Genomic DNA, 16128 nt, shown 5'->3' on the forward strand with positions numbered 1-16128 from the left:
GTGTGAGGCATGGCTATTCACGAGAGGAGCCTTGTTGACCCGGAAAGGGTCCTGAGGAAAGAGAGGCTCGTTGTTGACGGTGTTGACGTATCGGGAGACTGGAACCTTATAATACTCCCTAGGGTTATAAACGACTACGACCTTGAGTTCCTTGACGAGGTTCTCCAGCAACCCGAAGGTAAAACCATACTCCAATGCTACCAGTGTTCCTACTGCACAGCTTCTTGTCCCGTTCACAACTACTGGGATGAGAGATACAACCCCAGACACTTCATACACCTTGCCAGGCTCGGGCTCATAGACGAGCTCCAGAAAAGAGCGGACGTCATGTGGAGGTGCGTGTCCTGCCACAAGTGCACCCACAGATGTCCCAAGGGAGTTCTGGTTGAGGAGGTTCTCAAGGCTATCCTGAGGGTTATGGCTAAGAAGGGAGTCATAGAGGAGTATCCTTCCAAGAAGTTTGACAAGTTCTTCCTTGAGAGCGTTTACGAGTACGGAAGGATAGAGGACGGAGAGCTCCTCTTCGGATGGATAGAGAAGCAGGGTTACCAAGTTGTGAAAGACCCCATACTCAAGAAGCCCATACCCTTCATAGGCGGAGTTCCCGAGTGGCTCAAAGAGCTTGCAGCGAAGCCCCTTAAGAGCATGAACATAGGCTTCCTCGTTCTGAACGCAAAGCACATGCTCTTCCACCCGAGAACCAAGAACTGGAACAGGTTCAAGCAGGTTCTCAGGAAGGTTATGGACGAAGAGGGAGTCTTCGCTCACTAATATGGTTGAGGAGGTGAAAAGATGGCAGTAGCTCAAGTAAGAAAACCGCCCATGGGCGGTATTGGAAAGAGAGTCGCTTACTATCCCGGTTGCTCCCTCGAGGGTGCCGCAAGGGCGTACGATGTTTCCACCAGAATAGTTGCTAAGGAGCTCGGTCTTGAGCTGGACTACCTTGAGGACTACAACTGCTGCGGCGCTATGGAGACCAAGAACGTGACCTTCTGGGGAACTATGCTCCTGAACGCAAGGAACATGTCCCTCGCCAAAAGGCAGGGTCACAGCACCATAGTGGCACCCTGCAACGGATGTTCCTTCTCTCTCCAGAGGGCTGAGTACTTCCTTGAGACCGACAAGAACGTGTTTGAGAGGATAAACTCTCTGCTCAAAGAGGGTGGAGTGGATCCTCTGTCAGAGATACCCAACACCTACCACATACTTGAGTGGTTCTACCACGAAGCCGGACCCGAGAAGGTCAAAGAGAGAACCAGAAAGCCACTAAAGGGTCTGAAGGTCGCCAACTACTACGGATGTCTCTACACCAGACCCCACTTCTACGCCAGAACCTACTCCCACGGAGGAACCGAGGAGCAGGAGAGACCCAGAATGAGAGACACCGCCGACGACGACGAGCACCCCTACTACATGGAGGCTCTCCTTGAGTCCGCAGGAGCCACCAACGTTGAATTTGAGCCCATGCACACCCAGTGCTGTGGCGGACCCCACTCCCTATCCGACGAGCAGGTATCCGAGAAGTTCGTGATGATGATACTCCAGACCGCTAAGAGGAACGGAGCGGACATAATAGCTACCGAGTGTCCCCTCTGTCACGCGTCCCTTGAGATGTACAGACACAGGCTCATGATGAAGGGTGTTCCCGATGTGGACGTTCCCGCAGCTTACTTCACCCAGCTGATGGGTCTCGCCTTCGGATACAGCGCCGGAGACGTAAAGCTCAAGGACAACCTCTCCGATCCTATTCCCGTTCTCAAGAGGCTCGGACTTGCCTGATAGGGTGTAGGTGATGGACGAGGAAAAGAAGATAGTTATACTCATGACCAGCGGGCCGAGGACACCCTGGCGGTGCGCCTCGCCCTTTTACATCGCCGCTCTTATGGCCGCCAACGATGCAGAGGTTGAGGTCTTCTTCAACATGGACGGGACGAACCTCATAAGAAAGGGTATAGCTGAGAAGATATGTCCTACGGGAGAGGGAAACTGCTTTCCCCAGAACGGACAGAAGCCCAAAACCGTGTACGATTTCATGAGGGACGCAAAACTGGCGGGTGTGAGGTTTTACTCCTGCAGGCAGGCTGTGGACTCACTCGGTCTGTCAGAGGAGGAGCTTATACCGGAGCTTGACGGGGTCGTACCAGCGAGCGAGTTCGCCATAAGGGCTATGGAAGCTGACAAGCTGATAGTCTTCTAAATGGGATAGAATATTCTCTAAATTCCAATAAACGGGAGGTGTAAAATGGCAGAGGTAAACGGATGCCAGGTCCCTGAGGACCTTCTCTATCACATCGATCCTGACGCGAACGCCTTCACTTGGGCAAAGGACAACGGAGACGGTACTTACACCGTGGGTCTCACTTCCGTTGCTGCGGCTATGGCCGGAAGGCTGGTTGCCTACACGCCCAAGAAGGTGGGTAAGGTGGTCAAGAAGGGCAAGAGCGTTGCCACCATTGAGAGCGGAAAGTGGGTCGGACCCGTTCCTGCACCCTTTGAGGGTGAGATCGTTGAGGTAAACGATGCTCTCAAGGGAAATCCCGGGCTCGCCAACGATGACCCCTATGGAGAGGGTTGGATAGTTAAGCTCAAGCCCACCAATCCAGACGATCCCAAGTCTCTCATGAGCGGTGCGGATGCTGTAGAAGCTCTCAGGAAGGTAGCCGAAGAGAAAGGCGTTAAGTGTGAGTAAAATCACGGGGCGCACGCGCCCCGTCCTATAAGTATCATGGTAGAACTTGACTTTGATATAGACGAGAAGCTTGCTGAGAAGTTAAGAGAAGGTCTTGATATAAGGATCAAGAACTTCGGTAAGAAGGTCTATTTTCACAGTCCCGGATTTAAACACTACGAGGTGGAGGACTTCTCCATAAAGACTCCCCCGAGGTTCGTGGACATATCCATCACGGGAAGGAACTGTGAGCTCATGTGCGACCACTGCGCCAGCAAGATACTCTGGCACATGATACCTGCCACCACCCCCGATGATCTCTGGAAGGTCTGCAATCAGTTAAAAGAGCAGGGTGTAGAGGGTATTCTGGTATCGGGCGGTTCTAACAAGGACGGCGTGGTAGAGCTCCAACCCTTCTTTGAGACCATGAAGGCTGTGAAGAGAGACCTCGGTATGCTGGTGACCTGCCACGTGGGTCTGGTGGACGAGGATTTTGTGCAAGGACTAAAGGATGCTGAGGTTGATGCGGTTCTCTTGGACATAATGGGCGACAACGATACCATCTCCGAAGTTTACAAGATGCCCCACAAGAGCGTAGAGGACTACGACAACTCCCTTAGGCTACTGAAAGAAGCTGGTCTGAAGATAGTCCCCCACGTGATAATAGGTCTCCATTACGGAAAGATAAAGGGTGAATACTACGCCCTTGACATGATAGCCAAGTACAATCCCGACGCTCTCGTGCTTGTGGTTGTGATGCCCTACTACGGCAAGGCTAAGTTTCAGCTACTGCCACCGCCCTCGGTTGAAGAGAGCGTTGATGTGGTTCTCCATGCGAGAAAGGCAATGCCAACTTCCCCCATAATGATAGGGTGTGCGAGACCAGCAGGTGCGGAGAGGGTTAAGCTGGACATATACTCTGTCCTTGCGGGCGTGAACGGGATAGCCTTCCCTGCGGAGGGAGTGGTCACCTACTCCAAGTCCATAGGTCTTGACCCGGTTCTCTCGCCGAGCTGTTGTTCCACGGTGTTTATGTTTGAAGCCGGAGTTATGTAATACTATCTTTTCCGTATGAAACTAAAGATCCTTAGGGGAAGAGAGTCCTTAAAGAGAGTCCTTGAGGGAGAGGGTAGAGTAAGGGATCTGACCTATCTATTCAACGTCAGGAAGCTGTCAGTTGATTACCTGTTGCTCCACGTAAACGATGAAAAAGGTGAGTGGGTAGCCATACTTGATTACCACAACGAGGGGAAAGTACCTACCAAGATAGATAGCATAATAAGAGGATCAGGAGACTTTGAGTCAGTATTGAGGAAGATAGACCGGACGGGAGACTTCGTTTGCGTAGACCCCACAGAGACCAGGCTGGAAGGACTCCTCAACCCGGATGCGGATATAGCCGTTATGGTTGAGAGACTAGCTACCGGAGGCGTGCAGGTGGGTACGATAAACATCAATCTCGGGGGAGAGCACCTGTCGGTGGAAGAGCTCAAAGAACTCCTCATGAAGGGTGAAGTGGAAGAGCTCAACAACCTACTCATGGGAGAAAGCGCTCCCCTGGACGTTCACACGGTTGAGGAAGTCCTCTCTGACTGCACCGAATACGACATAGATTCCCTGGATATGTTTCTGGGGCACGTTTTGTTCAGGTTAACGGACGAGGAAAACACCGAAGAGCTTTACCAGCTCCTCTTGAAGAAACTATACGAGACAGAAGAGAAAGGTTTGAGAGCACTCTTCATGGAAAAGTCCCTCTACGCCTGTGCAAGGCTCGTTGAGGGAGATACTGATGAGACCACGTATAAAACACTGAAAGATATGCTTGAGGAGTACGTGAAGGGCGACATATCCGATGAGAAGAGGGCTTTCACCATATACGAGGTCATAACAAGTCTCGCGACCGACAACACGGAGGTGCTTAAGGACATCCTGTACAGCTTTGACAGGTACATACCCTACACTGAGGAGTTCTCTCCCCTCATATTCGGAGACCTCGGTATGAGCTTCCACGAACGCTGGGAGGAGACGGAGAACCAGGAGTACAGGGAACTCTCACTGGTGCTACTCCAGAAGGCTATGTTCTCAGTGAACGAGCTCCTGAAGCTCGGCAGAACCGAGGACTTCCCCATGAATCTGGGAAATCTGTTCGCCTACCTGTCCGTGCTAATACCTATGCTCGCCGAGGAGATGGAAAACTCCCCCTCTCAGGAGGTCAGGGAAGCGAAGGAGACGGAAATAAAAGAGAGTTTATGCCTTGGCATACAACTGTTTCTGGAGTTTTCCGAAGAGGTCAGCGTTGAAAGCTTTGCCGATATATATCCAACGGAAGAAGATGCGAGGGTTATCGTAGAAAGCACCTTTGAAAACTTCCTCACCATGGTTTTAGCTTACTTTGAAGCTGGGGTTGAAATGGAGAGCGAGGAGGTGTGGGAGGAGACCGTTTCCGACAACCCTACCCACGACGAGCTAATCAAGGGCGCCCTTAAGGTTCGTGAAATTCTCTGCCCCCGGAGATGATATAATTCTTCCATGGAAAACCTGCTGAGAACCGACCCCGAGATATTTGACGTTGTATTTAAGGAGTACGAAAGGCAGTTCTACCACCTTGAGCTGATAGCCTCAGAGAACTTCACCTCCCTCGCAGTCATGGAGGCGACCGGTAGCGTCCTTACGAACAAGTACGCCGAGGGGTTGCCGGGAAGGAGATACTACGGAGGTTGTGAGTTCGTTGATATAGCTGAAAACCTTGCCATAGAAAGGGTTAAAAAGCTCTTCGGCGCTGAGCATGCCAACGTCCAGCCACACTCGGGCTCTCAGGCTAACATGGCAGTTTACATGGCAGTCCTCCAGCCTGGAGATACCATAATGGGCATGAACCTCGCCCACGGAGGACACCTGACCCACGGAGCGAAGGTCAACTTCTCAGGAAAGCTGTACAACGTAGTTCACTATGGGGTAAACCCGGAAACGGAGCTGATAGACTACGACCAGATGTATCAACTTGCAAAGGAGCACAAGCCCAAGCTGATAGTTGGTGGAGCCTCAGCCTACCCGAGGGTTATAGACTGGGCAAAGCTCAGGGAGATAGCGGACGAGGTGGGAGCGCTCCTGATGGTTGACATGGCACACTACGCTGGACTGATAGCGGCCGGAGAGTATCCAAACCCGGTTCCTGTGTCTCACTTCGTAACGTCAACTACCCACAAGACCCTGAGAGGACCGCGCAGCGGTTTTATACTATGCAAAGAAGAGTTCAGGAAGGAAGTTGATAAGTCCGTTTTCCCGGGTATACAGGGTGGACCTCTCATGCACGTTATAGCTGCAAAGGCTGTTGCCTTTAAGGAGGCTATGACGGAAGAGTTCAGGAGCTACGCAAAGCAGGTGATACTCAACGCAAAGACCCTTGCGGAGGAGCTTGCAAAGGAAGGCTTCAAGATAATAACGGGCGGAACAGACAGCCACATAGTTCTAATAGACCTTAGAAACATGAACCTGACTGGCAAGGAAGTTGAGGAGGCTCTTGGACGCGCAAACATAACGGTCAATAAAAACGCCGTTCCCTTTGACCCGCAGAAACCCATGATAACGAGCGGCATAAGGATAGGAACCTCAGCTCTGACCACGAGGGGAATGAAGGAAGCCGAGATGAGAAGTATAGCGAGGATGATCTCCGAGGTTGTAAAGAACTTAGGAGACGATAAGATTATAGAAAAGGTGAGGGAAGAGGTGAGAGAGCTGTGCGAGCAGTTCCCCCTTTATCCCGAACTCAGGGAGCGGATGAATGAGCTTCGCAATAGCAAGGCAGCCGGTATTTGATGCTGCCAGAAACACATACGGATATGAGATATACCTGAGAAAGACCGATGACCTGGACAGGTACCCCAGCGATATACCCTTCAACAAAGCCACCTTCATAGTTGCCGAGCTCGTGGCTGAGCTCGGTTTAAACAGGGTCTCCGATGGAAAGAAGATATTCATAAACGTGACCCTGGATTCACTCCTAAACAAAGTCCTTGACCTTCTGCCCACGGAGATGGTGGTTTTTCAGCTCATGCCGCCCCAGATGGAGATGGGACAGACCATATACGCCAACGCCATAAAGAGGATAGAGGAGCTGAGAGAGAAGGGAGGGCTCCTTGCACTCACGGAGGGTCTTTACTCCGGCAAGTACGCGGACATACTCCGCATGTCCCACATAGTTGAGTTCTCCGCCAAGACAGTGGATGAGGCGCGGGTGAACGCTGTCAAGAGAAATCAGAAGAAGATACTCATATCCAGGATAGAAACGGAGGAAGACTTCAACAGGGTTCTGAACTACGGAGACCTCTTTGAAGGCAACTACCTTGGCTCCGTGTCCACCATAAAGGAGTTTGAGATAGCCCCCTTCCTTAAGAGCACCTTGATGAGAATGATAGCTGCCCTGAACACAGTGCAGAGTATAAAGGACTTTGCGAACATAATAGCGAGCGATGTGGGTATGTCTGCAAAGCTACTTAGGTTCGTAAACTCAGCTTACTTCGCACGGAGAAAAGAGATTAAAGACCTTATTCAGGCGTGCGCCTACCTCGGTATGGACAATCTGAAGAAGTTTACCCTCCTGGTGGCAACCAACGATTACGTGTCCGTTGAAAATCCATACCTCTGGAAGAAGTCCCTGATAAGGGCGATAATAGCCGAGGAGGTAATGAGGAGGATAAAGCCCGAGCTCGCAAACGAAGCCTATCTGGCGGGACTCTTCTCTCTGATAGATAAGATACTCGGCGTTGACAAGATAGAGTTTCTCCGAGAGGTGAACATAGACCAGGAGATAATAGACGCCTACACGGGGGTTAACAAGAGCCTCAGCCTCGCACTCCAGGAAGCGAGCATACTTGAGGAAGCGCTTGAGCTCGGTGGTGAGAAGCTTGACCACATGGTGGAGAAGTTCGCTCCCAAACTCAGGATGGAAGCCTACGAACTTAAGAACCTTCTATTTCAAGCTCAGTCCCAGGCTGAAGAGATACTCAGGATCTAACCCTGCCCAGACTCCCTCTCGTAGGGCCAGGCGATTATACCGCCTGCAAGGTTGTAGGCGTCGTATCCCATGTGTCTCAGGAAGTAAGTGGCGAAGGCACTCCTCTCACCGCTTCTGCAGTAAACTATGTACTTTTTGTCCTTGGGAAGTTCGGAGTGCTTGTACCTCAGGTCGTCAAGGGGTATGAACATTGAGTTGGGTATCCTCAGCTGAAAGTGCTCCGGTGGAGTCCTGACGTCCAGAAGGACAACCTTATCACCTTCCTCCTCAAGTATCTTCTTAGCCTCTTCAGGTGTTACTTCCGGTACATTGAACATCCTCTTCCTCCATAGACCTTTTCAGGGATACTATCCTGTTTTCCGAATCAACGTAAACGAGGCGGGGGCTATAGTATTCAAGCTCGTTTTCGTTATACTCAGCGTAAGAGGCTATTATTATAAGGTCTCCTCTTGCACCCAGTCTTGCCGCCGCACCGTTTAGCCTGACAGTGCCCGAATACCTCGGTGCAGGTATTACGTAGGTAGTGAACCTATCGCCGGTGTTGATGTTATAAACGTCTATCTTTTCAAAGGGAAGAAGGTCGGCAGCCTCCATGAGCTCAACGTCTAAGGAAAGGCTACCCTCGTAGTGAAGGTCAGCTCCGGTAACGGTAAGCCTATGAATCTTTGATTTGAGCATCTGTCTCCTCAACTGAACACCTCCTCCGAGCAGATAATAATATACGAAATCTCTTATAAATTTCTACTCCCATAGCTTCCTTCCAAAGGTTGCCCTCAAACCTTTCGGTATGTTAACCTCCTCACCGAAGAGCTCCTTGAGCTGAAGGGCGTTCAGCACACCCTTAGCACGGTAGTGATTGTTGAAGAAAACGTACGTCTCCTTCTCCCTGTTCAGCCTCTCTATCTTAGCCTTAAGCTCCTCAAGCTCCTCCTGAGAGTAGAGGTAGTCGTACCTCTCGTAGGACTCCTCGCTTCCGAACCATTTCTCCTCGTTCCTGCCGTGAAGTCTCACGTAGTTTAGCTCTCCCACGGACTTCCAAGGTCCAACGAGAAGTCCCCTGACCTTAGGAGCGTCAATATTAACCAGAGAGAAGCCGAGGCTTTCCAACTGCTCATACACCTCGCTGCGCCCAAAGCTCCTGCTCCTGAGCTCAATTGCCTTTTCGTAGCCAGCGAAGTCCTCCGACAGCCTCGCAATGTAATCCATACTCTCAGGTGAGTAACCAAAGCTCTGAGGAAACTGGAATAGGAAGGCTATAAACCTGCCGCTTTCCAGAAGGGGTTTCAAACCCTCAAGGAACAGCCTTAGCTCTTTATCCGAGTAGGTTCTTTCGTGGGTGAAGACCCTGTTCACCTTCACCGAGAAGCGTAGCCTCTTGCTCCTTTCAAGGAAGCTCCCTACGGTGTAAGTGTGGGGCATGGAGTAAAAGGTGTAGTTAACCTCAAGAACATCAAAGAACTTTTCGTAGTAAGTTATGAATTCTGACTGCTGGAGGTTGGAGGGGTAGAAGACCCCCCTCCAGTCTTTGTAAGAGAAGCCACTGCAACCTACGTATATTCTTTTACGCCCCCTCACCTAATCAGGGAACGAACCTTTCCTTGAAGGCGTCCAGAGCTTCCTTGATCTTCTGCTTGAGCTCGTCGTCCAGAGCCTTCTTCTCCTTTATCTCCTGGAGCACGTCCGGTCTCTCGTTGTCAAGGAAAGCGTATAGCTCCTTTTCAAACTTTCTAACCGACTCAACGGGCAGGTCATCAAGGTATCCGTTCGTTCCTGCAAATATGGCAACTATCTGCTTCTCAACGGGTAGAGGGTTATAGGGCTCTTGCTTGAGGAGCTCCACGAGCCTCATACCCCTGTTTATGGTCTGCTGAGTAGCCTTATCAAGCTCCGATGCGAACTGGACGAAAGCCTCCAGCTCCCTGAACTGGGCGAGGTCAAGCCTGAGCGTTCCCGCGACCTGTTTCATTGCCTTTATCTGCGCTGCCCCTCCGACCCTTGAGACCGAAAGACCAACGTTAATAGCGGGTCTGACACCCTTGTTAAATAGGTCAGGCTCAAGGTATATCTGACCGTCGGTTATGGATATGACGTTGGTGGGAATGTAAGCAGCAACGTCACCGGCTTTGGTCTCAATTATGGGTAGGGCTGTTAGAGAACCAGCACCCAGATCGTCGTTCAGCTTTGCGGCACGCTCAAGGAGCCTTGAGTGTAGGTAGAAAACGTCACCTGGATAGGCTTCCCTTCCGGGAGGTCTTCTCATCAGGAGGGAGAGCTGTCTGTATGCCTCAGCGTGCTTGGAGAGGTCGTCGTAAACGACGAGAGCGTGCTTTCCGTTGTCCCTGAAGTACTCCCCTATGGTACAGCCTACGAATGGAGCAAGATACTGGAGTGATGCGGGGTCTGTAGCTGAAGCAACCACCACGGTGGTGTACTCCATGGCACCTTCTTTCTCAAGAAGCTCTATTATCCTTGCGGTGGTTGATCTCTTCTGGCCAATGGCAACGTATATGCAGTAAACGTCCGTATCCCTCTGGTTGAGGATCGTGTCTATACATATCGTCGTCTTACCGGTAGCCCTGTCACCGATTATAAGCTCCCTCTGTCCCCTACCTATGGGGATCATAGAGTCTATAGCCTTTATACCCGTCTGGAGAGGCTCGTGGACGGGCTTCCTCGCAACAACTCCCGGGGCTATCTTCTCAACGGGAGACATGTATTCGTACTCAACAGGTCCCTTCCCGTCAAGGGGTTCACCCAGTGGGTTTATGACCCTACCAACGAGTCCCTCACCGACCGGTGTTGAGAGGATCTGGTTAGTCCTTCTGACTATTGAACCTTCCCTTATACCAGTTTCACTTCCAAGAATGATGATACCTACGTTGTCCTCTTCAAGGTTAAAGGCTAAGCCCTTTTCACCACCTTCAAACTCAACGACCTCCATCGCCATAACGTTCTCAAGACCGTAAGCCCTCGCAACACCGTCACCGACGTAATAGACCACGCCGACCTCTTCCATCTTGGCTTCTGCTTCAAAGTCCTTTATCTGTTGACGCAGAAGGTCAAGGGCTTCCTCATAGCTGAGCATTCCCATTTCGGAACCTCCTAATTTTATGTCTCAGAATTATATCACAAGAGCTGAAAACCCTGAAACGCTGGAACGAATATTGACCACACCAAACGGAAGACATTAAATTTAAGCCGCATAAATAACAAAGGGGAGGTGGAAAAAGATGAGGTTTCCGGTGTTTATGGCTTGTCTGATATTCTTGGTGGGAATTTCCGTTGCGGAAGTAGAAATTCCCTACATTCCGCCCAACAAGGTGAACGTGGTGGTTCATGTCAACGTGGACTTTGACCCCGATACACAAGAACACATTTACTCCTACGAGGTTGAAAATCTGCCAAACGCAGAGCAGGCTGTGAGCGTCTTCACCTTATACCCTCAGGGACCTGTCCGCGACATAGGACAGCCGAAAGGATGGAAGGTCCTGATAAGGGAGGAGGGAAGGATAGTCTGGAACCGCGACAGCAAAGTCTCGGACGAAGAATGGGAAGACGCACTCATAGCCCCCGGAGAGAAGCTCCGCTGTTTCTCCTTCAGAAGCAAGTTCCCACCTGTGGAGGGAAAGTTTGACGCGATGGGAGACACCCCCATACCGAGGGCCGACGACGCTGAAGAGATAGAAGCTCAGATAGAGAGGGACTTCGGAGAGGGTCACAACGTATTTGCAGACACATTCTTAGGGGACACCCTCGTTCCGGGACCCTTACTTGAGACGAGGATAAGAGTAGTTCCGAGGGTCATTAACGTGAACCTTACCTCAAGGTCAAAGATGGAGGTTCATGTAGAACCGCCTTCGGGCTACAGGGTGGAAGACATAGACCCAAGCAGCATAATCTTTCAGGGGACGAAGCCCGTAAAGGTGATAACAAAGAACCCGAAGTTTCTCATAGCCATTTTTGACAGGCACAAGGTCAAGGGCTGGATGGTCTCTGAGAGATTGAGGGTTTACCTCTGGGGTAAGCTGAAGGACGGAACTCCATTCAAAGGCTCGGATGTGGTGTCTGTTATAGACGTCCCTGAGAAGAAGGCTAAGCCTGAACCGGAGAAGCCTCCGGTGTTCATGGGAGCCCCTGCAGGACACAAAGTAAGATAATTACGCTGGATGTAAGGAAAGCCTTTACCAAAGAGCTTGAACTTCCTTTAAGTTTATACAAATTTTATATATTACGATTTATGTATATCAGGAGGAGATAGTCTAATGTCAAGAAAGGGCGCGGACATAGTAATAGAAACCCTCAAAGAGGAAGGTGTTGAAGTAATATTCGGTCTGCCCGGCGGTGCAATAATGGAGGTCTACGATGCCCTGTACAGGGATGGAAGCATAAAACACATACTCGCCCGTCATGAACAGGGTGCGGGGCACATGGCTGAGGGGTACGCCAAGGCTACAGGCAAGGTTGGTGTCGCCATGACCACCTCGGGACCCGGAGCCACCAACATAGTTACCCCAATAGCTGACGCCTACATGGACTCCGTTCCGATGGTCGTCATAACCGGGCAGGTTCCCACCCACATGATAGGAAACGATGCCTTCCAAGAGGTTGACATAGTAGGGATAACGAGACCCATAACCAAACATAACTTCTTGGTCAGAGATATAGACGAGCTTCCGCTCGTGATAAGGAAAGCTTTTTACATAGCCAGTACGGGAAGACCTGGACCCGTCCTCGTGGACATACCCAAGGACATAACCCAGCAGCTCTCCGATGTGAAGATACCCTCCATGGACGAGGTGAAGAGGTCTCTGCCGGGTTACAAGCCCCATGTTGAAGGGAACATACAGCAGATAAAGAAGGCGGCGAAGCTGATAATGGAAGCTAAGAGACCCGTCCTGTACGTTGGTGGCGGTGCGGTAAACTCGGAAGCCCAGGAGGAGCTTATAGAACTCGCTGAGCTTATGAAGATACCCGTTACCACCACAACCCAAGGTAAGGGCGCCTTCCCCGAGGATCACCCCCTTGCCCTGAGAATGCTGGGAATGCACGGTACATACTACGCCAACATGGCGGTTTACAATTCCGATCTTCTTATAGCGGTAGGGGCGAGGTTTGACGACAGGGTTACGGGAAAGATAGACGAGTTCGCACCGGACGCCAAGATAATCCACATAGACATAGACCCCGCATCCATATCCAAGAACATAATCGTGGACGTCCCCATAGTGGGCGACGTGAAGATAGTCCTCAGGAAGCTTATAAACGAGCTAAAGAGGAAGGGAGCAAAGATAGCCTACCCCGAAGAGAGAGAGAGGTGGATAGAGCAGATAGAAAAGTGGAAGAAGCTCCACCCACTCACCTACAGAAACTCCAAGAAGGTCATAAAGCCTCAATACGTGATAGAGCAGATACACAAGGTAACGAACGGAGATGCCATAATAGTGCCCGGCGTGGGTCAGCACCAGATGTGGGCAGCGATGTTCTTTAAGTACTCCTATCCGAGACAGTTCCTCAACTCCGGTGGGCTGGGAACTATGGGCTTTGGACTGCCTGCGGGTATAGGTGCCAAGGTGGGAAGACCAGAGAAGGAGGTCTTCGTGGTAGATGGGGACGGGTCTTTCGTGATGACCATGCAGGAGATAATAACTGCGGTGCAGTACAGGATACCCGTCAAGGTGGCGATAATAAACAACGCATACCTTGGGATGGTTCGCCAGTGGCAGGAGCTCTTCTACGACAAGAGGTACTCTGAGGTGGATCTGAGCTTACAGCCCGACTTCGTGAAGCTGGCGGAGTCCATGGGTGCTGTAGGCTTCAGGGCTGAGAAGCCTAAAGAGGTAAGGGAGATACTTGAGGAGGCTATGAAGATAGATGACAAGCCCGTGATAATGGACTTCGTGGTTGACAGGGAGGAAAACGTGCTACCCATGGTTCCTCCTGGAAAGTCTTACAAGGACATGATACTTGAGGACGGTAAGGGAACCGAAGCTGAAACTATGTATCTGGTAGGTTAAGGAGGTTACCTATGGCTGACACCGTCGGCGGAGCGGAGATAACGGTCGCCAAAGCACCCAAGTTCAGGCAGACGAGAAAGGGGCATGTCAGGAAACATGTAATAAACGTCAAGGTCAGGAACGAGATAGGCGTACTGGCGAGGATAGCGACCCTCATAGCGGGTAAGGGATACAACATAGAGAGCCTCTCCGTAGGAGAGACCCACGAGCCCGGTATATCCAGAATGACCATAGAGGTTGTGGGGGACGACATAGTTATAGACCAGGTGGTAAAGCAGCTCAGAAAGCTCATAGATACCCTTAAGGTTAGGGACATAACTGACGTTCCCCACGTGGAGAGGGAGCTCGTTCTCGTGAAGGTTCATACCCCTACCTCAAGGGCAAGGGATGAAGTTTTGAGGATAGTTGAGATATTTCGGGGAAAGATAGTTGACGTATCCCCAGAGACTTACACCATAGAGGCTACGGGGGACGAAGGCAAGATAGACGCCATGCTTGAACTCCTGAAACCTTTTGGTATAAAGGAGATGGCGAGGACGGGGAAGGTGGCAATGAGGAGAGAGCTCTTCGTTGATGAGGGCAATTCCGAGTAATTGAAAAAACCTAAGCTTGTAACGATATCCTCCCATAGGGGGATTAGAGGGTGAGCCAATGGTTGAAACGCCCAAGATATCTTCTTTAGCGAGCGAGCTCCTGAAGTTCTTTTTGCTCTCATCCATATTCTTGGGTGTGTTGCTCTCCTTTGCCTTTTTCTTCCTGGGAGGCATGAGTCCTTACTACGCCCTGGGCGTTGGCTTTGCGATATCCTCTGCATGGGTTCTATTCAACATACTCTGGACTAAGGGTAAGCTTGAGGAGCTCTTCGGCAGGCTGCTCTACGTGATAGATATCCTTGAAGAGAAGCACAAGGAGAAGATGGTCGTCCCCATTCCCCTCCATGAAGAGGTGATAGACGTGGTTAACAGCATAAAGGAGCTCGTCCAGAGTTTTGAGGAAAAATATCAGAGACAGATAAGCTCCTTAGAAGACCAGATAGAGAGCATTTCCGAGAACGCCTCAAGGCTACTGGAGGCTCTGGACAAGGTTCAGGAGGGAGACCTGAAGGCTGAGTTTCCCACGGGGCTTGACCCCGTCGGTGCCATAGGTCAGGCGGTTCAGCATGTATTTGAAGACTACGCGGAGCTGTTTGCGGGTCTAAAGAGCAGGCTAAACGAGTGCAGAGAAGAATTAGAGAGAATTTCTGCACTTCTTCAAGAAAAAGACGATAAAATAGATGTTCAGAGAGTAAAGGAGGGGATAGAAAAGATAATGAGGCTGGAGCGAGAGATAAGGGAAGAGCTGAAGTTCATAAAAGTAGATTAAGGAGGGTTATAAGATATGGATAAGTACGAGAAGGTCCTGCAGGAGCTGATCAAGAGTTCCGGTCTTGAGGGTGCAGTTCTCGTAAGTGCCGATGGTCTCCCCATATCCGCTGTTCTAAAGCCCGGTATAGAAGAGGATAGGGTCGCCGCCATGAGCGCCGCCATACTATCTCTCGGTGAAAAGGTTACAGAGGAGCTTCAGAAGGGAACCCTTGAGCAGATCACCATAAAGGGAGAGGAAGGTTACATAGTCCTGACCGGTATAGGTCAGGATGCCGTGCTCACGGTTCTCGCCAGCAACGCAGCCAAGCTGGGTCTCCTGCTCATGGAGATTAAGAAAGCCCAAGACCAGCTAAAGGAGGCTATAGGTTAATAGATGGCTCTCACCGGAGATTTAACCACTTTCAGTTTTGCAGATATACTTCAGGTTCTCGCCAAGGACAAGAAGAGTGGAGTCCTCCTCGTAGAGTGGAAGGACATGATAGTAGCCTACTACGTTAAGGACGGGGAGGTCGTCTTCGCAAGACCGGTAGATAAGGTCTTCAGGGTTTACACGGACAGGAACTTTGAACAGCTCATAAACAAGCTACGTATAAAGAAGGAAGATATACACAAAACCATAGAGCGTTTCTTCCTGCCGAGGCTGGAGCAGAAGGAAGGTATATTCTCCTTCACCCCAGGGTTTATAAAGTACGACAGCGATGTCCCCGTGCGCTACCCGGTTGAGGAGCTGATAATCAGGGCTTCCCGATCCCTGACGGAGGACGAGGTTGAGAGGAAGATATCGGACGAGCTTCTCGTCTTTGAAAAGGCTCCCGACGCGGACGATAGGGTGGCTAAGGTTAACCTCACGGAAGAGGAGAAGAAGGTGCTCTCCTTGGTAAATGGGAACAGGACGGTGGCAGACATAAGAAAGGAGGCTGGCATAGACAGGCTAACGGTGGACAGGGCTCTCTACGGCTTCCTCGCCTCCGGGATAATAAGGAGGAAGAGGAAGGAGAGAGTCCAGAAGCCTTCCATAACCCTTGACCTCCTCGCAAAGATAATAGAGAAGATCAAACAACTGTAGGT

At 50.8% G+C, this 16128-nt stretch carries 18 protein-coding genes; 14 read left to right on the forward strand and 4 right to left on the reverse strand.

The window, feature by feature from the left end; translation table 11 throughout:
- Positions 1-9 precede the first annotated feature (9 nt).
- From HG1285_RS14270 to HG1285_RS14235, 8 genes are read left to right on the forward strand one after another with little or no spacing between them, the layout of a single operon-like run.
- The gene (locus HG1285_RS14270) at positions 10-771 is read left to right on the forward strand and encodes a 4Fe-4S dicluster domain-containing protein (RefSeq protein WP_008286385.1); all 762 of its coding nucleotides are present in this window, start codon (positions 10-12) and stop codon (positions 769-771) included.
- 21 nt (positions 772-792) lie between these two features.
- The gene (locus HG1285_RS14265; RefSeq protein ID WP_008286386.1) at positions 793-1779 is read left to right on the forward strand and encodes a CoB--CoM heterodisulfide reductase iron-sulfur subunit B family protein; all 987 of its coding nucleotides are present in this window, start codon (positions 793-795) and stop codon (positions 1777-1779) included.
- 13 nt (positions 1780-1792) lie between these two features.
- Complete coding sequence (locus tag HG1285_RS14260; RefSeq protein ID WP_008286387.1) at positions 1793-2197, forward strand: DsrE family protein; 405 nt, start codon at positions 1793-1795, stop codon at positions 2195-2197.
- 45 nt (positions 2198-2242) lie between these two features.
- On the forward strand, positions 2243-2689 hold the full coding sequence (locus HG1285_RS14255; RefSeq protein WP_008286388.1) for a glycine cleavage system protein H: 447 nt from the start codon (positions 2243-2245) through the stop codon (positions 2687-2689).
- Between the two features lie 36 nt (positions 2690-2725).
- The gene (locus HG1285_RS14250; protein ID WP_008286389.1) at positions 2726-3724 is read left to right on the forward strand and encodes a radical SAM protein; all 999 of its coding nucleotides are present in this window, start codon (positions 2726-2728) and stop codon (positions 3722-3724) included.
- 15 nt (positions 3725-3739) lie between these two features.
- On the forward strand, positions 3740-5185 hold the full coding sequence (locus tag HG1285_RS14245; protein WP_008286390.1) for a hypothetical protein: 1446 nt from the start codon (positions 3740-3742) through the stop codon (positions 5183-5185).
- Positions 5186-5197: 12 nt separating this feature from the next.
- On the forward strand, positions 5198-6484 hold the full coding sequence (gene glyA / locus HG1285_RS14240; RefSeq protein ID WP_008286391.1) for a serine hydroxymethyltransferase: 1287 nt from the start codon (positions 5198-5200) through the stop codon (positions 6482-6484).
- The gene (locus HG1285_RS14235) at positions 6450-7682 is read left to right on the forward strand and encodes an HDOD domain-containing protein (protein WP_008286392.1); all 1233 of its coding nucleotides are present in this window, start codon (positions 6450-6452) and stop codon (positions 7680-7682) included. The genes glyA and HG1285_RS14235 overlap by 35 nt, the downstream gene beginning before the upstream one ends.
- On the opposite strand, the gene HG1285_RS14230 is transcribed toward HG1285_RS14235, so the two are convergent.
- From HG1285_RS14230 to atpA, 4 genes are read right to left on the reverse strand one after another with little or no spacing between them, the layout of a single operon-like run.
- On the reverse strand, positions 7679-7999 hold the full coding sequence (locus HG1285_RS14230) for a rhodanese-like domain-containing protein (RefSeq protein WP_008286393.1): 321 nt from the start codon (positions 7997-7999) through the stop codon (positions 7679-7681). The two genes, HG1285_RS14235 and HG1285_RS14230, sit on opposite strands and share 4 nt — an antisense overlap.
- A complete protein-coding gene (panD, locus tag HG1285_RS14225; protein WP_032496340.1) occupies positions 7971-8372 on the reverse strand; it encodes an aspartate 1-decarboxylase in 402 nt (133 codons plus the stop codon). The genes HG1285_RS14230 and panD overlap by 29 nt, the downstream gene beginning before the upstream one ends.
- A 51-nt stretch (positions 8373-8423) precedes the next feature.
- Complete coding sequence (locus HG1285_RS14220; RefSeq protein ID WP_008286395.1) at positions 8424-9257, reverse strand: DUF72 domain-containing protein; 834 nt, start codon at positions 9255-9257, stop codon at positions 8424-8426.
- A 4-nt stretch (positions 9258-9261) separates the two neighbouring features.
- Positions 9262-10773 (reverse strand): F0F1 ATP synthase subunit alpha, encoded by a 1512-nt coding sequence (atpA, locus tag HG1285_RS14215; RefSeq protein ID WP_008286396.1) that lies wholly within the window; start codon positions 10771-10773, stop codon positions 9262-9264.
- A gap of 139 nt (positions 10774-10912) precedes the next feature.
- Here atpA and HG1285_RS14210 point away from each other — a divergent pair, with 139 nt between their 5' ends.
- From HG1285_RS14210 to HG1285_RS14185, 6 genes are all read left to right on the forward strand, one after another.
- The gene (locus HG1285_RS14210; RefSeq protein WP_008286397.1) at positions 10913-11839 is read left to right on the forward strand and encodes a hypothetical protein; all 927 of its coding nucleotides are present in this window, start codon (positions 10913-10915) and stop codon (positions 11837-11839) included.
- 105 nt (positions 11840-11944) lie between these two features.
- The gene (gene ilvB / locus HG1285_RS14205) at positions 11945-13696 is read left to right on the forward strand and encodes a biosynthetic-type acetolactate synthase large subunit (protein WP_008286398.1); all 1752 of its coding nucleotides are present in this window, start codon (positions 11945-11947) and stop codon (positions 13694-13696) included.
- Positions 13697-13707: 11 nt separating this feature from the next.
- Positions 13708-14289 (forward strand): acetolactate synthase small subunit, encoded by a 582-nt coding sequence (gene ilvN, locus HG1285_RS14200; RefSeq protein ID WP_008286399.1) that lies wholly within the window; start codon positions 13708-13710, stop codon positions 14287-14289.
- A 58-nt stretch (positions 14290-14347) separates the two neighbouring features.
- The gene (locus HG1285_RS14195; RefSeq protein ID WP_008286400.1) at positions 14348-15058 is read left to right on the forward strand and encodes a hypothetical protein; all 711 of its coding nucleotides are present in this window, start codon (positions 14348-14350) and stop codon (positions 15056-15058) included.
- A gap of 15 nt (positions 15059-15073) precedes the next feature.
- Positions 15074-15430, forward strand: a complete 357-nt coding sequence (locus HG1285_RS14190; protein ID WP_008286401.1) for a roadblock/LC7 domain-containing protein — start codon at positions 15074-15076, stop codon at positions 15428-15430.
- Between the two features lie 3 nt (positions 15431-15433).
- Positions 15434-16126: a DUF4388 domain-containing protein gene (locus HG1285_RS14185; protein WP_008286402.1), complete on the forward strand. Its 693-nt coding sequence runs from the start codon at positions 15434-15436 to the stop codon at positions 16124-16126.
- Positions 16127-16128: the final 2 nt, after the last annotated feature.

This window comes from Hydrogenivirga sp. 128-5-R1-1 (assembly GCF_000171895.1).